Below are 21,752 nucleotides of genomic sequence, written 5' to 3' on the forward strand. Positions count from 1 at the left end.
GCGTACTTTGCCTCGGAGGAAGGCGCGAAGCCACCGAGTATTCTAGCTGCTGGAGCTGGACAATAAAGAAAAGCGGAGCCGACTGTTCGCTTTAAGTAAAAGGCAATCACACGATGTTGTGATTGCCTTTTTGTATGGAGATAATAAAAAAATAAAATTTTATCAAACAAAAGAGGAATTTGCGTCGTCTTATATAAATGACAGGAGGCTTACGATGGAAGAAAAGGTAGAAGAATTAATTGATATATATAAGCAGCAAATATATTCCTTATGCTATAAGTTAGCGAAAACGAAAGAAGATGCGGAAGATATTTTTCAAGAGACGTGGATAAAGGTTTTTTCCTCTAGGCACCAACTTTCTTACGTGGAGAATTATAAAAAGTGGATTACTACAATTTGTGTTCGTACATTTTATGATTTTTATCGAAAAAAGAAAAGATGGAAAGATCGCGTGTTAGATTTATTTGATAAAGAAGATGGTGGCGAAGTAGAGTTTGTAGATGAAGTGAATATATCAGAGGAAATTATTCAAAGGGTAGAAGCGGAAATGATACGGGAAGTTATGCAATTATTAAATGAAAAATATAAAACAGTACTCGTACTCTATTACTATGAACAATATTCTTATAAGGAAATGAGTGAAATATTAAATATACCGATTGGTACGGTGAAGTATCGTCTTAATTATGCAAAAAAGAAAATGCGAGAACATTTGGAGGGGTTCGTTCATGAAGGAAGATAAATTTGAACAGAAGATAAAGAGTAGCTTAGCAGAAGAGATAATTCCAAGTGAAGAGCTGATAAATAATACGAAGCAGGGCGTGCGAAAGGCTCAAAAGTTAGAGAAGAGATGGCTGATTTGCATTCACGTCGTTTGGATCGTCTTGTTAACAGTTGTTATAGAACAATTTGTTACGCATTTGGAGCACAAAATTCCCATCATTATAGCGATAGTTATTATGATACACGTATATATTCCCATATACGTTGTAATACAAACATTTTTGAAAAAGGAGTATAAATTACATGAAAGAGTTCGTTAATTCAATTATTACATTTGAGACAGCTGGAGTTATCATGTTCTGTGCTTTTATAGTGCTTTTAATATGTGTTGCATCATGGGTATATACAGATACTAAAGCACATCAAATGAGTAAAGGGTGGAGTGTTTTAGCAATTATATTGCCATTCTTTATTGGATTTTTATTATATATGGTGCGAAGAAGTAAAAAGAAAGTAGAAGGAGAATATAAGCTGGATTTTGTTAAAAAACAGAAAGTAACATTAGTTGCGATATTGGCAAGTACAATGTTTGTATTGCTTAGTGGTTTTACTTTTGTGCAAACGTTAGATGATGCGTGGAGAGCCGGTGATATATATTTAGAAAGTGAGAAGCAAGGGAAGACTAGTTACGAGGCGAAGTTCTCATCATGGGATATTGAGGGGAAAGATATTGAACTGCAGTACGAGAAGGATACAAACGTGACATTTTCTTATGAGACAGATGCAAAACGTGGTAACTTGTGCTTTAGTTTGTATGAAAGACAAGGGGAAAGTATTAAAGAGTTAAAAGAGATCTGCGAATCGAAAAAAGGGGATTTTACAGTTACATTAAAAGCAAATGAAAAGTATGTATTTAATATAAGTGGATTAAAAGTGAAAGATGGATTTGTAAAAATAAATTGGGAAGAGAAATAAAAAAGGCCTCGTAAAAGGCCTCTTTTTTATTGAATTGTATACGTAACAGAAAAACTAACAGGACTATAGTAAACGTAAGGTGCATGAAATTGAACATACATATTTCCATCTGTTTTTGCAGTGAAAATTCTTCCGTAACCATCAGAATATCGGCCGATAAGATTATGATCTGCATCATAAACGCTATAGCTAGGGGTTTTGCTGTTGGGATGAATTGTTAGTTCTTGTCCTTTTTGAAGAAAAATAGGTTCTTGTTCAGAACTACCTCCAGCTTGCAAAGAATAAAATTTTGTAAAGCTTTGTTCTTGAGCGGCAGCAGAAACTTTTGTTTCAGGAATAAACGCGGTAGCTCCAGTAATTCCTGCTAAAGTTAACGCACCTGCTAAAACCATTTTTTTCATAGTAGAAAAAGCCTCCTTATTAGTTGTAATCAATATCGTTACAGTTAATATTGTATACGATAATGAGTAGGATAAAATATGCTTTTATGCATATATATTTTTTCTCAATAAAAGACCACTGATAAAAATCAGTGGTCTTTTAAAGGATTAAGCAGCTTTTTGTTCAGTTTGGCTAACAGGTTTTTGAAGTGAGTTATAAACCCCTGTTCCGATAACGTCTAATGCCATTTTCATGCGTTCAGGTGAAATATTTTCTAACACGTTATCTTGAGGCGTATGGTATACCTTCTCAATATGATAGATTAATGGATTCCAACTATCGACACCCATCCAAATAAATAGAGCAGCAGGAATACCAGCTTCAGCAAATGGCACGTGATCACTAGAACCGAATTTACCTTGTAGGACGAGGTTATTATTTAATTGTTTACCTGCTTGCAAGGCAGCATCTGTCACAAAATTTTTAGATCCATCAGGTGTCATAGCGTACAAATTCTTTGCTTTATCATAATTAGTTGCAACCATATCAGCGTTAAAGACACCTAAAATACGGTCACGTTCTTTTTGCGATAAACCATTCACATAATAATCCGAACCAAGTAACCCCGTTTCTTCAGAACCAAAGGTAATAAAGCGAATTTCTTTATCAGTTTCTACATTTTGAAAAGCACGAGCTAGTTCTAATACTAACCCAGTTCCAGAAGCATTATCGTTTGCACCAGGTGCTCCGACAACACTATCATAGTGCGAACTTACAACAACTGCTTTTTCATTACCGTCACTCTTTTTTGGTTTCTTTTTGGCGATAACATTTAGAGATGTTAAATTAGCTTCATGTCTCGCTTTTAGGGAAAGGATTGTTGTTCCTTTTTTCGCAATTTCTTCTTTAAATGCATTTCCTTGAGCATAAGCAAGGCCAAACACAGGTACAGGTTGTTTTTTCGTTAAACGAGGATTGAAAGTTTGCCCATAGTTGCCACGTCCCCCAATTAAACTGTATAAGAGAACACCTTTTGCACCTTTGCTCACGGCATTTTCAACTTGTTTATTATAATCAGAGGCTGTAGTTCCTCTTTCAAATAAAACAATTTTTCCATTTACTTCATTTGGAATATCTTCTAATTTTGTCCCACCTTGAACAAAGATAAGGGGGGCTGTAACAGCTTCTGTAGAAATTAGTGCATTAGGAGCAGCACCAGCTTGCCAATTACGTTGTGTGGATAGTGGTGATTCAATGAATCCAACGTATTGATCGGGCACCTGAAACGGCTGATATTCTACTTCGTAGCCCATTGATTTAAACTGCATACCAATGTAGCGAGAAGCCCATTCTTCGGATTTTGTTCCACCGGGACGAGGACCAATTGTTTCAGATAAGAAACGAATATGTTCAATGGCACGGTTTGGATCAATCTGTTTTGTAATAGATGGAGTTTGTGTAATTCCTGACGTAGAATCTGCTTTTGCTTGCCCAACTGGAGCTAAGCTAACAGCGAGTGATACAGCAAGCAGAGAGCTTACTATTTTTTGTTTCAATGATTTTTTCATTTTTTCCTCTCCTATTCTTCTATTCTCTATGACTGACAAAAGAAGACGGATAATGACTTTATTTTACCTTCACGACTCATAATTTTCAATATTCTGACATTGAGAAATAAAAACTATATATGCATATTTGCATATTTTTGAGGGAGATATGTATGCTATCATTTTAAACGAAGGTTCGCTTTCTACTCTGAAAGCTCCTGCATTGCATGAATCTAGTGTACCCAAACTTTAGATTATGTAGGGAAATGGAATCACTGTAGGATTTCATTTCTCATGTTTGAATCAGTTGATGGTAATTATGTTTCCGCATTTCATAATTATTATCAGTGATATATGTAAGGCATCCATATGAAAATAAGAGGCTGTTCAAAGGTTTTCCGTACTTTTGGGCAGCCTCACCCCGTTAAAAGGACGATACTTTATGTATCGTCCTTTTTGTATAAAAAAACATCCAATCAATTGAGAGATTGATTGGATGTGAAAAAATTATTAATAATGTTTTTTGCGTTTTGTAGCTAAAATACTTAACAATCCAGCTAGTAGAAGAACAATACCTACTGTTTGTGTAGGATCTTCTTTATGACCTGTATTTGGAAGGTGTTTATCCGTATTTCGATCATCTTGCTGTTTGTTATCTGTTTTATTTGATGTTCCTTCGGAAGTTCCGTTGCCTTGTTTCTCAGGCGTTTCATTACTTTGTTCTTCAGAAGTTCCGTTTTCGTGTTTCTCAGATGTTTCATTGCCTTTGTTTTCTTCTTTATTTGGAGGAGTAACTGGCTTGTCATCTCCACCTGACGAAGATTCAATCTTTTTATTTGAAACTGTAATTTGTAGTGGCGTAGCTTGGGCTTTATCAATTGTAAAGTTTATTGATGATGCATCTAATTGATAGCCTTTAGGAGCCTTTGTTTCTACTAATTGATAATTACCAGGCTTCAAATCATTTACGATGATTTTTCCGTGTTGGTCTGTTTTTAAACCTTCTCGGATAACTTTTCCATCTTGGTCTAAAATATTGAAAATGGCACCTTCAAGTGTTCCATGGTGATCAATATCAACTTTAGTTAACTCAATAGAACCTGTTGTTAAACTATTTAAAGCTGTAACAGAGGTAACCTGAGATTGTCCTTTCATAATTGTGAAAGGAATTGGTTTAACGTTTAAATCATAGCCAGTTGGAGCTTTCGTTTCAATGAACTGATAATCTCCCGGATGTAAATCAGAAACAGAAATCTTACCATCTTTATCAGTAGTTAAATCAGAACGAACATCTTTGCCGTCCATATCCACAATTTTAAAGATAGCTCCTTCAAGAGTAGTGCCATCGATATCATCGACTTTAGTTAATTCAACTGCACCTTTCGTTAAGCTATTCGTAGCAGTAACAGAGGCAATTTTTTCTTGGCCTTTTTTAACTGTGAACTTAATAGGTGTTTCGTTTAAGTCATAGTGTTCAGGAGCTTTTGTTTCGATAAACTCATAGTCTCCTGGTGGTAATTCATCAACGACTAAACGGCCATTTTTATCAGTAGTTAAATCGGTACGGACGTCGTGTCCATCCTTGTTAACAATTTTAAATACTGCGCCTTCAAGTGTTGTGTTTTGTTCAATATCATCTACTTTAATTAACTCCACACTACCTTTTGTTAAGCTATTAATAGCTGTAACGAAGACGTGCTTTGTTTGACTTCTTTCAATTGTGAACTTAAGTGGTTCTTCATTTAAGTCGTAATGTTTCGGAGCTTTCGTCTCAATAAATTGATAGTCTCCTGGTTGTAAGTCTTTAGCGATGATTTTACCATCTTTATTTGTAACTAAATTCGTGCGAATGTCGTTACCATTCATATCAGTAATTTTAAATACCGCACCTTCTAGCATTTCTTTCTTATCTATAGAGTCAACTTTCGTTAATTCCACGCCACCTTTTGTTAGGCCATTCTTGGCAGTAACAGAAACGTGAGTTAGTTGGCTTTTCTCGATAGTGAAATCAATAGGTGTTTTATTTAAATCGTAATGCTTAGGAGCTTTTGTTTCAATGAATTGATAGTCTCCTGGGCGTAAATTCGTAGCAGAAATCTTACCATCTTTATCAGTAGTTAAATCAGAACGAACAATTTTACCTTTCGCATCGACGATGTTAAACACTGCATCAGAAAGTTTTGTATCTGGATTTATATCATCCACTTTTATTAATTCTACAGAACCCTCAGTTAAGCTATTTGTAGCAGTAACTTGGAACTTTTCTTTTTGGCTTTTCTTAATTGTAAACTTAATAGGTGTACTATCTAATTTATAGTGTTCAGGAGCTTTCGTTTCAACAAACTGATAGTCCCCAGGACGTAAATCAGAAACGGAAATTTTTCCATGTACATCTGTTGTAAGCTCAGTGCGAATGTCGTTACCATTTATATCAGTAATTTTAAATACTGCATCTTTAAGAGCGGTACCATCGACATCATCCGCTTTAGACAGCTCAACAGCGCCTTTCGTTAAGCTATTTGTAGCTGTAACAGAGATAGGGCCAGCTTGGCTTTTTGTGATTGTGAATGGAATTGGCTCTTTATTTAAATCGTAGTGTTTCGGAGCCGTTGTCTCGATGAATTGATAATCACCAGGACGTAGGTCAGAAACGTTAATTTTACCTTGTTGATTCGTAACAAGATCTTTGCGAATTACAGTGCCATTCATATCCACAATTTTAAATACTGCGCCTTCAAGAGTAGTGCCATCGACATCATCCACTTTAGAAAGTTCCACGCCGCCTTTTGTTAAACTATTTTTCATAGTAACGGTAGCAATATCTTTCTGGCTTTTTTCAATTGTAAATATAATTGGCTTTTTGTCTAAATCATAGTGTTCAGGAGCCGTTGTTTCAACGAATTGATACGTACCAGGACGTAGGTTTTCGACAACGATTTTACCTTCACTGTTTGTTTTTAAATCTGTTTTAAGTACTTTGCCATTTTGATCTAGTAAATTAAATACCGCATCGGCAAGTTTTGTTTGATTGTTTAGATCATCGACTTTAAGTAGTTCGATACTACCTTGTTGTAAGCTATTTTTAGCAGTTAAAGAAATAGCTTTTTTCTGTCCTTTTTCTATAGTGAAACTAATAGGAGTTTCATCTAAAACGTAATGCTTCGGAGCTTTCGTTTCGATGAATTGGTACTCACCAGGACGTAGGTCTTTAACTTCGATTTTCCCTTGCTCATTTGTAACAAGGTCTTTATGAATTACATCACCATTCATATTAACAATTTTAAATACTGCACCTACAAGAGAAGTGCCATCAACATCATCTGTTTTAGAAAGTTCAACTGCACCCTTTGTTAAAGCGTTTGTAGCAGTAACATGAAGAGTTTCAACTTGGCTTTTCTTAATTGTAAATATGATAGGTTTTGCATCTAAATCATAATGTTCAGGGGCTGTTGTCTCAACGAATTGATACGTACCAGGACGTAGGTTTTCAACAACAATTTTCCCTTCATTATTTGTTTTTAAGCCTTCTTTAACTAGCTCTCCGTCTGCATCCAATAAATTAAATACGGCGTTAGCAAGTTTTGTATTTACATCAATATCGTCAATCTTTGTTAGTTCAACGCTACCTTTTTTCAAAGTGTTTTTACCTGTAACATTGATTTCTTTCGTTTGACTTCTTTCAATTGTAAATGGAATCGGTGTTTCGTCTAATACATAGTGCTCAGGAGCTTTTGTTTCAATGAACTGATAGTCTCCAGGGCGTAAATCAGAAACAGAGATTTTTCCATTTTTATCTGTAACAAGATTTGTATGAACTTCGTTACCGTTCATATCCACAATCTTAAAGATTGCACCTTTGAGCATTGTACGATCGATGTCATCAATTTTTGTTAAAGTGACTGCACCTTTCTTTAAGCTGTTAGTAGCAGTAACAGTAATGTTTTCTTGTTGACTCTTTCCGATCGTGAACGGAATAGAATCTTTACTTAACGTATAGTCTTTTGGAGCTTTTACTTCAACAAATTGATAGTCTCCAGGACGTAAATCAGAAGCAGTAATTTTACCGTGTTTATCAGTCGTTAAACCTTTGCGAATTACCTTTTTAGTGTCATGAGCATCAACAATTATAAATTCTGCACCTTCAAGAGTAGTGCCGTCAACGTCATCAACTTTTGTTAAAGTGACGCCACCTGTAAGTAAACTGTTTTTTACAATGACAGGGACAGGAAGATCTTCCTTGCTACCTTTTTTAATTGTGAACTTAATAGGTGTTTGATCTAATTTATAATGTTCAGGAGCTTTCACTTCAATAAATTGATAATCGCCTGGTGCTAAATCAGGGATGACTAATACTCCGTATGCATCTGTTGTTAAATCGTTCATAATTTCTTTGCCAGTTGCGTCTTGTAATGTGAATACAGCGCCGGCAAGAGCTTTCGCGCTCTCCACGTCATCTTCTTTAATTAATTTAACTTTTCCTTTCGTTAAATTATTTTTGAAAGTAATAGGGATGAGTTTTTGTTGGCTCTTTTCAATCGTAAATTCGATTGGTTCTTCATTTACATCGTAATAAGTAGGAGCCTTCGTCTCGATTAGCTTATAATTACCCGGACGTAAGTCTTGAACCACTAATTTACCGTCTTTATCAGTAGTAAGTTCCGTACGAACATCCTCACCTTTGTCATTAACAATTTTAAATACTGCACCTTCAAGGGTTTCCTTAGCATTTACAGAATCAACTTTTGTTAATTCAATACCGCCTTTTATTAAGCTATTAGTAGCTGTAACGTTAATAGCAGTCGCTTGGCTCTCCTTAATTGTAAATTCAATCGGTGTTTTATTTAAGGCATAATGCTCAGGAGCTTTCATTTCGATAAATTTATAGTTACCTGGACGTAAACCAGTAGCAATAATTTTACCTTCCTGATTCGTAACTAACTCTGTACGGACATCTTCATTTTTATTATTAACAATTTTGAATACGGCACCTGTAAGTGCAGTGCCATCAGTATCATCGAGTTTTGTTAGTTCAACATCGCCTGGTAGTAGACCATTTTCAGCTGTAATAACAATCGGTGTTTTTTGACCTTTCTCAATTGTAAATTCAATTGGTGTTGATCGCAGTTCATAATGTTCAGGAGCTTTCGTTTCAATAAATTTGTATTTGCCTGGACGTAAGTCTGAAGCTTTAACAGTTCCGTTTGTATCGGTAGTTAATTCTGTACGAACGTCTTCGTTCTTGTCATTCACGATTTTGAATATAGCTCCAGCAAGAGGAGTCTTTTTATCAAATTCGTCGACTTTTAATAGCTCAACAGCACCTGTTGTTAAACTGTTTTTTGCAGTAATGGAGATAATGCTTGTTTGACTTTTCTCGATTGTAAACGGAATTGGTTCTTTATTTAAGTCATAGTATTTAGGTGGTGTTGTTTCAATAAATTGATAATCACCAGGATCTAAATCTTTAACGGTTAAAGTTCCATCCTTTTCTGTTTTTAAGTTTGTACGGACATTTTCATTTTTGTCGTTAACAATGTTGAATACCGCACCTTCAAGGGTAGTGCCATCAATATCATCCACTTTTGTTAACGTAACGCCACCTTTAATTAAAGCGTTTTTTGCTGTAACAGAAGCGGCTGTAGTTTGGCTTTTTTCTATTTCAAATAGAATAGGCGTTTTGTCTAATTCATAATGCTCAGGAGCTTTTGTTTCGACAAACTGGTATTTACCCGGACGTAAATCTTTTGCTTCTATTTGTCCATGTTCATTTGTTGTTAATTTTTCATATCCAGGAATATTTTTTCCGTTGCGATCCTGAACAGTAAACTCTGCTCCTGCTAAAGTTTTATTATAATTATCCACTTTTGTTAAAAGAGCAGATCCTTTAGTTAAACTATTTGTCGCAGTTAGGTTTACTACTGTTGTTTGATCTTCAGAAATAGTAAACGGAATTAGTTTGCTATCTAATTGATAATGCTCAGGAGCCTTCGTTTCTTGTAAGTAGTAAGTTCCTGGTTTTAGTTTATCTATAATAATTTGTCCGTTATTATTTGTTGTTAATTCCTTGTGTTCTGGAATTACTTTTTTGTCTTTATCTAGTAGTGTGAAAACGGCACCTTGTAGTGTTGCATTTTTATTCAGGTCATCAGACTTTGTTAAAACTACTTTCCCGACAAACTTCTTATTTATAAGTGTATATGTTGTAGTCTCTTGCTTACCAAGTTCAACAATTCTCCCTTGTTTTAAATCCCAGCTAATTACATAGCCTTCAGGAGCTTTTGTTTCTTTTAATAAATATTTATCGCGTTTTAAGTTATTAAATTTAGCGATACCGTCTTTGTCTGTTGTGATTTTACGGATAACAGTTTTACCTGTACGATCGTATAAAGTAAATTCTGCCCCAGCTAATAGAGCGTTCTTATTGTCGTTATCTACCTTTATAATTTCAAGGTTTCCACGACCTTGAGTAGCAGATCCTCCGCCCGAACCGGAAGACATTCGTACTTCAATCGTTTCGGTAGTTTCTGTATTCTTTACCGTTAACTTATTGCCTGCAATTTTCGCCTTATTACTTACTTTTTCTTTATCGTCTGCATTAATAAGTGAACGATATTCTAAAATATAAGCTCGATCAATTTTTTTCAAGAAGGCAATTTCGAAATGTTGCTTTCCGGTATTATTGTCTGTTGTTATTTTGAGTTTATAGTCTGTTCCTTCTTTTAATTCGTTTGCTGTATCTTTTGTTACATTTCCATAGTAATCGACAGTTGTAGGATATAAGTGGAATGAATCTTCCACAAGTACTTGATTGTCTGTTGGATCGTCTGTTACAACTGCGTCTGCAATGGTTGATTGGCTTTCATTAATTGCAATACTCCAATTAATGTAGTTGTCATCTTGTACAGCTTTTTTTGTGACAAAGCTGCCACCTTTATTTACTTGAGTGTCACCTTTAAGAGTGTTAACAATTGTAGAGCCATCTTTTAAATCTGCCTCGTTTTTGTAGGTGCCTTGGATAAGTTCACCATCAAGGCTTGTTTTAAAGATTATATAGTAAGGTGAATTAATTGATTGCTTGAAATGAACCTTTAGGGTGTTTTTATTTTTCTCTGTAGGTTCTTCAAGTTCATATTTCTCAGTTGGTACAGCATTACCAGGTTGTGCATTATCAGGACTTCCATTTAAAATCATATCGCGCACTTCAATGGATCCTGGCACTAGCTTTTGTTTATCTTGTATTACGTCTATAACATAAGGATCTTTAATCTCAACATTATTATAGTTAAAGCCTATTATCCAAGTAATTTCCTTCGTTTGGGCGTTATAAGAACCGTATTTATAACCATTTGCCTTTGTGAAAGCATCAGGATCAAAATTAGCTTCAACTTTATTTGATTGTGGATTAGAATCCGTATCTATCCAAGATAGGTTACCTGTATTTTTAAATGAAGTTTTACCACTTTCTAATTTTGTATAATCAAAGTCTGTCGTATATTTTACGACTAATGTCTTTGTCATATTAGACTGATATGTACCTATAAGGGTAATTTTGAAACCTTTATCGGTTACATCTAAAACGTAGTCAGTCCCAGCTTGAAGGGTATAATCTCCGTCTTTAATTTCTAGTTTCTTATCTTTTAATTGTAATCCACCATGATCAAAGGTATCGGTAATGATCGCGTTGTTTAATGGATAGTTGTTATTATTTACTATAATTGTCCAAGTTGTTGTTTTGTCTTTATAATTTGTTTCAGCTTTATTATTAGATTTAATAATGTTTTGCTGCTTGAAGCTAGCTTCATTTTCTTTACTTGAATTATTATCAGCCGTAACTTTATTTTTTACTTTTCCATCTTCTATAACTTTATTAGTTGGCTTGGTTTTATAGGTAATTACATAAGCACTATTAATATCCTCATTAAACTGTAAATCGAATCCATTCTTCTTGTTACTTACAGTGTAATTATTAACAGCGTCTCCTGTTACAAGCTTTCCTCTTTCATTATATGAAGCGTTTTTCACAACGATAGAATTTGCATCTAGTTCATGTGTATCATCAAAAATATCTTTTAAAATCGCATCTGTTTTTTTGATCTCTCTTTGATCACCATTGTAAGTAATTGTCCACTCAATTGTTTGCGTTTTTGGATCATATTTACTTGTTTTGTTTAAATGTGTACCACGAGAAACCGTTACAGTAGAGCTTGCGTTTTGTTGCTTTTGATTATCACTCGTTATCGTAACGTTATTTTGGAAATTTTTAATATTTTCGTCAGTAATTTTTGTGGCATATTCAATTTGATATGCTTTATTGATGCTATCTTTAAAAGCAATCTCCAGTTTTGAACCATCTGATGAAATAATCTTATAATCTGCTGGTTCAGCTTCTTTACCACGTGTTACATTTCCGTTAACATCAACTTCTAAATAATAAACTTTAATAGAATCTTTATTTAAGCTTGTACCTTGTGGGATGTTATCTTTAAAAACAGCGTTTTTAAGAGTGTCTTTCGTTTTATTCATCTCTACTGTCCAATTAATCTCATTTGTATTAATTGGTCTATCGGGTAACCCTTTTTTATTCGTGGCTGTTTGTACATTAGGCTTAAAGTCCACTGTAATAGAAACATCTTTATCTTTAATTGGGAAAGGAATTTCTTGTGTTGTTGTACCTTTAATTTCAGCTTTATTAAATTCTGTCTTTAATTTTAGGTTACCAACAAGATCTGGATGTTTTTCAGCATAATCGTTGAATGTCATTGTGACTTTGCCGTCTTTTGTAACAGTAAAGTTCCCAATAGGGTGGTTTTCATTATCATATAAAGGACTGTTAATTGTGTTGTAAATCTTAAAATGTTTAGGAAGATCAAAAATATAGTAATCTCCACTTTTAACATTCATCGAGTTTAAAAGTTCCCATGTAAACTCAATGTTGGCAGGGGAATCTGTACTTGGACGATTATCCTCTGTAAATGGTTTTCCATCTTTGTCCGTTAACTTTACGCCCGTTAAAATGTTTGTTGTTATTTGCTTTGGACCTGAATTTGTATTCTCAGCAGGGTCGCTTGCTAGCTTTTGTTCCGGATTGTCAGTAGCAGGTTTAGTTGCTGGATTTTGTTCCGGATTGTCAGTAGCAGGTTTAGTTGCTGGATTTTGTTCCAGATTGTCAGTAGCAGGTTTAGTTGCTGGGTTTTGTTCCAGATTGTCAGTAGCAGGTTTAGTTGCTGGGTTTTGTTCCGGATTGTCAGTAGCAGGTTTAGTTGCTGAATTTTGTTCTAGATTATCAGTAACAGGTTTAGTTGCTGGGTTTTGTTCCGGATTGTCAGTAACAGGTTTAGCTGCTGGATCTTGTGCTTGTTTATTAGTATCCTGTTTGGTGCCATCTTCTTTCGGCTTTTCTACTTGAACAGGAACCGATATAGACTGAACCAGTGTTCCTAAAGGAAAAGCGATTTGAACTGATTTTTCTCCAGTTTTTAAAGTTGGGTTAAAGACAGTATCAATTTTAATTTTTCCTTTAGCATCTTTCGGCTTTTCTACTTGATCATTAAATATTAGTTTTAATTTATTATCTTTAGCTGTTATAAAATATTGACCAATATTTTTTTGATCTGTTACTAAATCTCCTTGCAAGTCTTTAGATATTTTTAATGCAAGTGGTATTTGAATTACTGCTGTATCGTTTGCATGTACAACTTGTTGATCTTTTATTGACCAAGCGTATTCTACTTGAATGGTTGATCCTATCTTTATTAAGTTGTTAGGATTTTTTGCTTCGTCAATAATATGATCTGTTGCATCTTTCATTTCAACAGTGTCAAATAATGAAGTTTCCTTTAAAGTCTCAGCTTTTGCTTGATTGTACGGGAAACTAATAAACTGTGAAAATAGTACAAATACAATTAAACATATATTGAAAAGTTTTTTCATTTTGCCTCCTTTGAACATGCATTTGTTCACTGAGGAATATATGCCACATGAACAAATGGAATATAAAAAAAGTTAATTGTTATAAAGTATTTGTTTCTACTATCCCTCCGTTTCTATGTACGTTCTCTGACAGAATAGACGCTAAATCAAAGGCATATATAATGTAACGTAAAAATCTGGAATATACATAGTTCGACAAAAAATGTCGAAAGCATACTGATAAAAGGAACGATATCAGACCTTTATATACACGAGTATTTTCTTGTGAATGTGTTATGAACTGAATAGTTATAAAGGTAAGTTTTACGATACATGCTAACCAAAGTAATGTATCCCAAGTTGAAAGTTTGTATTTGCTTTAAAGTTGTGTGGAAAAAATCTGATAGGGTTGATTTTGGTTAGGTTAAAGACAATATGTACTTTGAAAATATTCATTTATGTAATATGGAATTGAAATAATTGTATCTTAGGAAGTTCATTTATTACATTTATGAAAATTAACTTTTTGCCTAGAGAGCTGTACAATTTGTGGACCGAAGTTAAGATGGTACAGTTCCTTTTGGATTTAGTATAATATAAGGTATTTATAATATTCGACTAAATCATTACTGCGGTCATTTTTGAAGCTGTTTTACATAATAAAAAAGAAGTTATCCCTTTTGGTAATAGTGATATCTTCTCTTGAAGATATCATGAATAACCTCCGCTAAAGATTATATACTTAAATGATAAAGAGTTCAACAATGGTTAACATATTTTCCAAAAATTAAAAAACGGCTGTTTTTATGTGGAATAACTCTACAAAACAGCCGTTTTTTTGTATTAGATTTCTGTTAAGATTATTGGTTCACCACGTGTTACGACAACGGTATGTTCACATTGTGCAACAAGACTTTTATCAGGTGTAACGAATGTCCAACCATCGTCACCGCGCTCAATAATATGATCAGCTTTCATAGAGATGAATGGTTCTACAGCGATAACAAGACCGTCTTTTAGAAGCGCATTATCCATTGGATCATAATAGCTTAAAATGTGGTTTGGTGCTTCATGTAAGCTAAGACCAATGCCGTGACCAGTTAAGTTTTGAATAACATTGTATCCACTTTTATGTGCGAAGTTTGAAACGGCACGACCAATTTGATTTTGTTTTGAGCCAGCTTTCACCTTTTTCATTGCTGCCCAAAATGCATCAACTGCTGCTTGGCAAAGCTTCTCTTTTGCTTCGTCTTCTCCAAGTACAAAGGAAATACCTGTATCCGCATAATAACCATCAAGTGCAGCAGATACGTCGACGTTTACTAAGTCGCCTTCTTTTAATACACGATCTCCTGGAATACCGTGAGCAACTTCTTCGTTTACACTAATGCAAGTTACACCTGGAAAATCATATTCTTTTTCAGGTGCAGAAATAGCACCATGCTCATCTAATACTTTTTTACCGATCAAATCAAGCTCTTTCGTTGTCATACCTGGCTTCGCTTCTTTTTTCATTTCTTCACGTGCAAGCGCAACGATGCGGCCGATTTTTCGTAAGCCTTCTAAATCTTGTTCATTACGAATAATCATGAAAACCACTGTCCTTCCTCGAATATATATCTTACCCGATTGTATCATGTTTATTTTCGTCCTGCTACTCGCTTGCAGTATGCGGATTGATTCCTCTCATAAAGAATACATGACAATTGTCATATCGATGTCATGACGCATCATACTGTTTCCTAAGTTTTCCAAGTAATACAATGTAAATATAAGAAACAGCGGGGGTGGAGAGATGGAAAAGATTATTGAAGTAAATGATGTTTCTAAAACATTTAAACATAAAAAAGCAGTAAATAACGTTTCATTTCATGTAAATAAAGGGGAAATCGTAGCGTTGCTTGGTCCGAATGGTGCGGGTAAAACAACGACGATGTCAATGATGCTTGGATTAAAGGACCCAACGGAAGGTACGGTCTCTATATTTGGAAAAAGTCCAAAGCATAGAAATGTTCGTAATAGCCTTGGTGCAATGTTACAAGAAGTAAGTGTCATTGATAGCATCACAGTGGAAGAGGCAATTGAGTTATTCCGTAGTTATTATACAAATCCAGTAGCGAAAGAAACGTTACTACAGTTATCAAACTTAGAATCAGAGCGAAAGCAAAGATGTGAAAAATTATCAGGTGGGCAAAAGAGAAGATTAAACTTTGCGCTCGCGCTTGCAGGAAATCCGGATTTGCTATTTTTAGATGAGCCGACAGTTGGAATGGATATTACGTCTCGAAGAACGTTTTGGGAAACAATTCGAAAGTTAGCAAGTGAAGGAAAAACGATTATTTTAACGACGCATTATTTAGAAGAAGCAGATGCTTTAGCGAATCGTATCTTATTATTTGCGAACGGAAAGATTATCGCAAATGGTACACCAGACGAAATGAAAGCGACGATTTCGCGAAAAACAATCACATTTTACTCGAAGGAAAGCATTCCTACAAAATTACTAAAGGAATTACCAAATGTAACAGAAGTACAGTCAAACGAAGGACGTTTCACTTTAACAACGGAGGATACGGATGCAACTTTACAAGCTATTTATCAAAGGAGTTTACCTGTAACAGACGTTTCAGTTGAACGTGGAAGCCTTGATGAAGCATTTGAACAGTTCGTCGCAAATCAGGAGGGGGAAATCGCATGAGAGCATTATGGATGCAATGCAAAATAGAAATTTTACGTACGTTCCGTAATAAATTATTTATCTTTTTCTCATTATTAATGCCAGTTATGTTTTACTACATTTTCACAAATGTTGTTCAAGTACCACAAAATGGAGATGCGTGGAAAGCACACTATTTAATTTCGATGGCAACTTTCAGTATTGTAGGGACTGCACTTTTTAGTTTCGGTGTGAGACTTTCTCAGGAAAGAGGACAAGGATGGACACATCTTTTGAAAATTACACCACTTCCAGAGGGTGCGTATATAACTGCTAAAATTATTGCCCAAACAGTGGTGAATGCTTTTTCAATCTTAGTTATTTTTATAGCAGGGATATTGATTAATCATGTTGAGCTAACAGTAGGGCAATGGATTGGTGCCGGATTATGGTTATTGTTAGGGGTAACACCATTTTTGGCATTAGGAACAGTAATAGGTTCCATTAAGAAGGCGGACGCAGCAGCAGGATTAGCAAATATTTTAAATATGAGTTTAGCTATAGTTGGTGGGCTATGGATGCCAATCGAAGTATTCCCGAAAATATTAAGATCTATCGGTGAATGGACACCGACATACCACTTCGGAAGCGGTGCATGGGATATTGTAGCTGGAAAATCAGTTGGTTGGGAAAATATCGCGGTACTAGGAGGTTATTTCCTTATATTTGTTGTAGTATCAATATATATAAGAAAAAGACAGGAAGCGGTATAAATGATAGAGAAGAAGAGGATTGAGATTTTTCCGAAACATATGGGTTTCTTCCCGTATATGTGGCTTGTGTATTTAGCGTTTCCGATTTATGCACTTGTACAAGAGGAGGGATCAAGGTTAATGTTTGGGGCTGGCATGCTAATTCTTTTTGTATTAGCATACCGGCAGTTGTATTTTGTTACAAAAATGTTCGCAATGTGGGCTTGTATGCAAATGGTTATAGCCTTGGTATTTAGCTTTTTTTATAGTCCGTATCTTATTTTTTTATGTTTTTTCACATCAAATGCCATAGCATTTGCACCTACGAAAAAAATATTTCGAATATTATTGGGCTTATTAGTTGTAACGCTTATAACATTTGTATATGGTGCGGGTTTTTCATTTACAAGCTTTATAAATACTGTACCGATGCTTATTTTAATGCTTGTTGCGCCTTTTGGGATGCGCAATTTTAATCAAAAAAAGATATTAAGAAATCAATTAAATGAAGCGAATGAACAAATTAAAGATTTAGTAAAGCGAGAGGAACGCCAGCGAATTGCAAGGGATCTTCATGACACATTAGGGCATACGTTATCTCTCATTACTTTAAAAAGCCAACTCGTTGAGAAGTTAATTGTGAAAAATCCAGAGCGTGCAAGTGTGGAAGCAAAGGAAATTACACAAACGTCTCGTACAGCTTTAAAGCAGCTGAGAGAATTAATTTCTGATATGCGTATGATTACGGTAGAAGAAGAGCTGGAGCAAATAAAAGCGATCTTACAAGCAGCTAATATTGAATTAGAAGTGAAGCAAGAAGCAAGCTCAAGTTCGTTATCGCCGATTGAACAAAATATTGTAGGGATGTGTTTACGTGAGGCTGTTACGAATGTTGTAAAACATAGTAAGGCAACGCGGTGCGCAGTTTCTGTATTAGAATCGCAAGGTGAGTTGATTTTGAAAGTAGAAGATAACGGAATTGGCTTAATGGATCAAAATCATGATGGAAATGGTATCCGCGGCATGAAAGAACGAATTGCTCTTATTGATGGATTTGTTGAACTAGATACAATCAATCCAGGGACGCTGTTAACAGTAAAAGTTCCAGTTGTTATTAGAACAGGAAAAGATGAGGTGAGGGCATGATTCGAATTATTATTGCAGAAGATCAGCGGATGCTTCGTGGTGCGTTAGGGGCTCTACTTGATCTAGAAGATGATATCGAAGTAATTGGGCAAGCAGCGAATGGGGAAGAGGCGCTAAAATTAATTAAATCGTTAAAACCGGACATAAGCATTATGGATATTGAAATGCCAATTCAAAGTGGATTAGATGTCGCTGAAACTTTAAAGAAAGAAAAATCATCATGTAAAGTAATGATTTTAACAACATTTGCACGGCCGGGGTATTTTGAAAGAGCAATGAAAGCTGGTGTGCACGGCTATTTGTTAAAGGATAGCCCAAGTGAAGATTTAGCGGCAGCAATTCGTAATGTAATGAAAGGGAAACGAGAGGTCTCTCAAGATTTAATGTTCGGCTTATGGCAGGAGCAAAATCCGTTATCAGATCGCGAAAAAGAGGTATTGTTACTTGCGAAAGAAGGAAAGACGGCAAACGAAATTGCGAAAGCACTTTATCTTTCACCTGGTACAGTACGTAATTATATTTCTGAAGTATTAACGAAGCTCGATGCAAAAAATAGAATTGAGGCAATTACAATTGCGGAAGAAAAGGGCTGGATATAAGAAGAAGTTTACCTATAAGAGGTAAACTTCTTCTTTGTTATTGTACTTCTATTACCTTATTTACTTTTTGTAACGTTTTGTAACCATGTGCTTCAAATGCTTTTGCAAATTCATTTGATACGGTAGTGCCATATAGATCTTTTGCAGCTTGTACGATGTGAGATTGAAGTGATTCAAAGTCTTCGGCGGAAGTTGCGTAATTTTGCAATGTACGCATAACTACTTTACTTACTTTTTCATTGCCTTGTTTTTGAACAGCAACACCGTTATATGTTTTACCTTCAGCTAATTGATATAATACGTGGCTGATAATACCAGAATTCACGTGTGATTCTTGATTATTACCATCGTTATAGAAATCTTGTAAATTTGTATATAATTTATGACCGCCGTCACCAATTTCCCTTGGGATGTCACGAATTGTTAGGCCACCTAATGTATCGCCCATAATCCAATTTCCTTTATCTTTCTTTACGTAATACTCGATTTGTGTACCCCAGAAATCTGCTAATCCCTCGTTTAGTGCAGATGTTTCAGCGCTTGGATATCTCACAATTTTATTTTTGGTAGTGCCACTGAATACAGCATGTCCAAATTCATGAGCTGTTACATCAAGAGCTGATGTTAGTTTCCCGTTTAAACCGTCACCAAATACCATTTGGTTCCAAGCGGGATGCCAAAACGCATTTACATAGTCTTCTTTTATACCATCACTAACTTCAGTAGAATCAAAACCGTGTACACTAGCAATAACTTTTGAATCTTTATTGTCATAACTTTTTAGATTATGTTCTTTCTTAAAGTAATCATAAATATCACTCATGTTCTTCATAGCACCCGCGGCTTCTTTATCTGCAAAATTAGGAGTGCTACTTGAAATTAGTGTTCCCGGGTAACCTGCTTGACTATATCCACCGAGAGAATCGGCGTAGTTTGCATTATAAATATAAATACCATTTCCGCGTGATAAATCAGCTAAATAAAATTTTCCATCAGTCCCTTTGGCGATATTGAAAGAGACGTTTTCTTGTAGAGCATTTTTCCCGATTCCTTGCTCACTTGCAGGGGATAATCTAGGTGATGTTGCTTGATTTATAGTCTTATTCTCTTTGTTTTTGATGAATTTTTCTTGGAAAAGTAATTCGCCAGTTTTTAAATCAACGATGGCATTTCCGTTTATAATTTGTTCATTGTTTTCATAAGTAAATGTAATAACAGTTGCGAATGTATAATAGCCATCTTTTTTCTTATAAACAACGGTTTCGCTAGAGAATTCCGTCTCAGCTGCATCACTTGAAATTTGAACTATATCGCGTAATTTAGATTTTACTTCATTTTTCGACAAAAAATTTGTTATAGTAAGATTAGGTTGTTGATCTAAATTTTGAACAACTTTACCACTAACAGTTGTGATCACTCCATTTTTATCTACTTTTACAATGAGATCTTGGCCATATACTTTATAGTTTTTATATGTTTGTGCAAGGCGAACTTCGGTTTGATTTTCTTTTGTTTCTTTATTTGTAGGTTGGAAATCTACGTTTTTTTCAGTTGTTACTTGCTCTTGTTGAGCTTTAGCCCCGTTTACCTCACCTTTTAAATACTTTTTTGCAATATTTTCTTTCGTATCATTTTGAGGTTCTGTTAATTTTCCAATTGTTAAACCAGGCTGAGCAATTTCAACTTTTATTTCATTTTTATCTAATTCTTGGGCATGAATAGCTTTTGTTGATAAAGGACAAAGGAGACCGAACGTAATGAATGCACTGGCAAGTTTTCTATAATTCATCTATAACACTCCTAATCTATTATTGTATGTGAGATGAATTGTATGAAAAATTTGCCGAATTATATATATATTATGCATTATTTCATATCAAAAATTGTCGAATTCACATTATTGTAGTGGTATGACAACTTAAAAAACTAGATTGTTATAATGGGATGGTGAGTAAGTATGCACGCAGAAAAATTAGGAAGTGAAATTAAGAAAATTAGGGTGATGAGAGGATTAACACAAAAACAGTTATCCGAGAACATATGTCATCAATCGGAAGTGAGCCGAATTGAATCGGGCGCGGTATACCCAAGTATGGATATATTGCAAGGTATTGCAGCAAAATTACAAGTTCCCATCATTCATTTTTATGAGGTACTCATTTATTCTGATATTGAGAGGAATAAGCAGTTAAAAGATCAAATTATTCTGCTTTGTAAGCAAAAAAAATATAAAGAAATTTATAATAAAGTATGCAATGAATTGAAAAAGGAAGAATATCATCCCGAGCTTCAGCAATTTCTTCAATGGCAATATTATGTAGCTGCTTACGTATTGAAAAGAATTGATTACGAATATTGTATTTTAGAATTAAAGAAATTGCTCAATCAACAATTGGTAGGAATAGATGTATATCAGAACCTTTATATTGAAAACGCAATTGCAAACATTTATGCTGAAAATGGCTATTTGAAGCAGGGGATTGATTTGTTTGAAAATATATTAAAACAATTAGAGGAATTGCATGATAATAAAGAGTTTGATGTGAAGGTGAGACATAATCATGCAAAAGCATTATACATAGATAATCAATACGAAGAAGCACTTTGTCACGCAAATAAAGCCATTGAACTATCGTGTCGAATTAACAGTATGACATTGATTGGACAGTTATACTTTAGAAAAGGTGAATGCCTAGTAAAACTTGGGTGTGATAGAGCAGAAATTGAAGATGCTTACGAAAAAGCATGCTTCTTTTTTGATATATTAGGAAACCATGAATTAAAAGAATCACTTATAAAAAAAATGAAGAAATAAAAAAGACATAAAGAACAAATATGCATAATTGCATAAAGTCTGGATAATTTTTCATGATATATTTAAAGAAAAAAATGCGGGTGATGGAATATGAAAAAACTACTTATTGGTAGTTTATTAACGTTAGCGATGGCATGGGGTATTTCATTAGGAGATACAGCATTAGAGAAAAATAAAATAATTTCTCATAATAATCAAGAGGTACAATTAGCTAGTGAAGTACCTTTTGAGTTCTAAAAAACAACCGTC

14 protein-coding genes are annotated in these 21,752 nt (G+C 34.7%); 9 read left to right on the plus strand and 5 right to left on the minus strand.

The genetic code is table 11. From position 1 onward, the window contains the following. Window positions 1-214 precede the first annotated feature (214 nt). The 3 genes from COK05_RS25875 to COK05_RS25885 are packed head-to-tail and all read left to right on the plus strand — an operon-like array spanning window position 215 to window position 1,698. Entirely contained in the window at window positions 215-742 is a 528-nt protein-coding gene (locus tag COK05_RS25875) for an RNA polymerase sigma factor (RefSeq protein ID WP_098614831.1), read from the plus strand. Then, window positions 729-1,043: an anti-sigma factor gene (locus COK05_RS25880; protein ID WP_098614832.1), complete on the plus strand. Its 315-nt coding sequence runs from the start codon at window positions 729-731 to the stop codon at window positions 1,041-1,043. Before COK05_RS25875 ends, COK05_RS25880 begins: the two co-directional genes overlap by 14 nt. Continuing rightward, the gene (locus COK05_RS25885; protein WP_098614833.1) at window positions 1,027-1,698 is read left to right on the plus strand and encodes an anti-sigma factor; all 672 of its coding nucleotides are present in this window, start codon (window positions 1,027-1,029) and stop codon (window positions 1,696-1,698) included. Before COK05_RS25880 ends, COK05_RS25885 begins: the two co-directional genes overlap by 17 nt. 26 nt (window positions 1,699-1,724) lie before the next feature. Here the strand turns inward: COK05_RS25885 and COK05_RS25890 are convergent, their stop codons facing one another. The 4 genes from COK05_RS25890 to map all read right to left on the minus strand — a co-directional run bounded on the left by COK05_RS25890 (window position 1,725) and on the right by map (window position 15,173). Next, a complete protein-coding gene (locus COK05_RS25890; RefSeq protein ID WP_098614834.1) occupies window positions 1,725-2,099 on the minus strand; it encodes a hypothetical protein in 375 nt (124 codons plus the stop codon). A gap of 147 nt (window positions 2,100-2,246) precedes the next feature. Next, entirely contained in the window at window positions 2,247-3,647 is a 1,401-nt protein-coding gene (locus COK05_RS25895) for a M28 family metallopeptidase (RefSeq protein WP_098614835.1), read from the minus strand. Between the two features lie 489 nt (window positions 3,648-4,136). Continuing rightward, window positions 4,137-13,556 carry a SpaA isopeptide-forming pilin-related protein gene (locus COK05_RS25905; RefSeq protein WP_141539258.1) on the minus strand — a complete coding sequence of 3,140 codons (9,420 nt, stop codon included), beginning with the start codon at window positions 13,554-13,556 and terminating at the stop codon, window positions 4,137-4,139. 822 nt (window positions 13,557-14,378) lie between these two features. Beyond that, entirely contained in the window at window positions 14,379-15,173 is a 795-nt protein-coding gene (gene map / locus COK05_RS25910; protein WP_016079625.1) for a type I methionyl aminopeptidase, read from the minus strand. A gap of 157 nt (window positions 15,174-15,330) precedes the next feature. On the opposite strand from map, the gene COK05_RS25915 reads away from it, so the two are divergent. Genes COK05_RS25915 through COK05_RS25930 form a run of 4 tightly spaced genes read left to right on the plus strand, consistent with a single transcriptional unit; the run spans window position 15,331 to window position 18,688 of the window. Next, window positions 15,331-16,233 (plus strand): ABC transporter ATP-binding protein, encoded by a 903-nt coding sequence (locus COK05_RS25915; protein ID WP_098614838.1) that lies wholly within the window; start codon window positions 15,331-15,333, stop codon window positions 16,231-16,233. Continuing rightward, complete coding sequence (locus tag COK05_RS25920; RefSeq protein WP_098614839.1) at window positions 16,230-16,964, plus strand: ABC transporter permease; 735 nt, start codon at window positions 16,230-16,232, stop codon at window positions 16,962-16,964. Before COK05_RS25915 ends, COK05_RS25920 begins: the two co-directional genes overlap by 4 nt. Next, window positions 16,965-18,089: a sensor histidine kinase gene (locus COK05_RS25925; RefSeq protein ID WP_098614840.1), complete on the plus strand. Its 1,125-nt coding sequence runs from the start codon at window positions 16,965-16,967 to the stop codon at window positions 18,087-18,089. After that, on the plus strand, window positions 18,086-18,688 hold the full coding sequence (locus COK05_RS25930) for a response regulator transcription factor (protein ID WP_098614841.1): 603 nt from the start codon (window positions 18,086-18,088) through the stop codon (window positions 18,686-18,688). The genes COK05_RS25925 and COK05_RS25930 overlap by 4 nt, the downstream gene beginning before the upstream one ends. A 37-nt stretch (window positions 18,689-18,725) precedes the next feature. Here the strand turns inward: COK05_RS25930 and COK05_RS25935 are convergent, their stop codons facing one another. Then, window positions 18,726-20,477: a M4 family metallopeptidase gene (locus COK05_RS25935; RefSeq protein WP_098614842.1), complete on the minus strand. Its 1,752-nt coding sequence runs from the start codon at window positions 20,475-20,477 to the stop codon at window positions 18,726-18,728. Window positions 20,478-20,645: 168 nt separating this feature from the next. On the opposite strand from COK05_RS25935, the gene COK05_RS25940 reads away from it, so the two are divergent. Both COK05_RS25940 and COK05_RS25945 read left to right on the plus strand, forming a co-directional pair. Beyond that, window positions 20,646-21,503 (plus strand): helix-turn-helix domain-containing protein, encoded by an 858-nt coding sequence (locus COK05_RS25940; RefSeq protein WP_098614843.1) that lies wholly within the window; start codon window positions 20,646-20,648, stop codon window positions 21,501-21,503. A 90-nt stretch (window positions 21,504-21,593) separates the two neighbouring features. Continuing rightward, complete coding sequence (locus COK05_RS25945) at window positions 21,594-21,740, plus strand: quorum-sensing peptide PapR (RefSeq protein WP_098614844.1); 147 nt, start codon at window positions 21,594-21,596, stop codon at window positions 21,738-21,740. Window positions 21,741-21,752 lie beyond the last annotated feature (12 nt).

Origin of the sequence: Bacillus cereus (genome assembly GCF_002567495.1) — a bacterium.
Classification (GTDB): domain Bacteria; phylum Bacillota; class Bacilli; order Bacillales; family Bacillaceae_G; genus Bacillus_A; species Bacillus_A cereus_AQ.

Bases quoted from the DNA above. Each gene is read 5' to 3' on its own strand.
- map (WP_016079625.1), bottom strand. From the start codon at position 15,173: ATGATACAATCGGGTAAGATATATATTCGAGGAAGGACAGTGGTTTTC.
- COK05_RS25915 (WP_098614838.1), top strand. From the start codon at position 15,331: ATGGAAAAGATTATTGAAGTAAATGATGTTTCTAAAACATTTAAACAT.
- COK05_RS25925 (WP_098614840.1), top strand. From the start codon at position 16,965: ATGATAGAGAAGAAGAGGATTGAGATTTTTCCGAAACATATGGGTTTC.
- COK05_RS25875 (WP_098614831.1), top strand. From the start codon at position 215: ATGGAAGAAAAGGTAGAAGAATTAATTGATATATATAAGCAGCAAATA.
- COK05_RS25940 (WP_098614843.1), top strand. From the start codon at position 20,646: ATGCACGCAGAAAAATTAGGAAGTGAAATTAAGAAAATTAGGGTGATG.
- COK05_RS25945 (WP_098614844.1), top strand. From the start codon at position 21,594: ATGAAAAAACTACTTATTGGTAGTTTATTAACGTTAGCGATGGCATGG.
- COK05_RS25895 (WP_098614835.1), bottom strand. From the start codon at position 3,647: ATGAAAAAATCATTGAAACAAAAAATAGTAAGCTCTCTGCTTGCTGTA.
- COK05_RS25890 (WP_098614834.1), bottom strand. From the start codon at position 2,099: ATGAAAAAAATGGTTTTAGCAGGTGCGTTAACTTTAGCAGGAATTACT.
- COK05_RS25935 (WP_098614842.1), bottom strand. From the start codon at position 20,477: ATGAATTATAGAAAACTTGCCAGTGCATTCATTACGTTCGGTCTCCTT.
- COK05_RS25920 (WP_098614839.1), top strand. From the start codon at position 16,230: ATGAGAGCATTATGGATGCAATGCAAAATAGAAATTTTACGTACGTTC.
- COK05_RS25885 (WP_098614833.1), top strand. From the start codon at position 1,027: ATGAAAGAGTTCGTTAATTCAATTATTACATTTGAGACAGCTGGAGTT.
- COK05_RS25930 (WP_098614841.1), top strand. From the start codon at position 18,086: ATGATTCGAATTATTATTGCAGAAGATCAGCGGATGCTTCGTGGTGCG.
- COK05_RS25905 (WP_141539258.1), bottom strand. From the start codon at position 13,556: ATGAAAAAACTTTTCAATATATGTTTAATTGTATTTGTACTATTTTCA.
- COK05_RS25880 (WP_098614832.1), top strand. From the start codon at position 729: ATGAAGGAAGATAAATTTGAACAGAAGATAAAGAGTAGCTTAGCAGAA.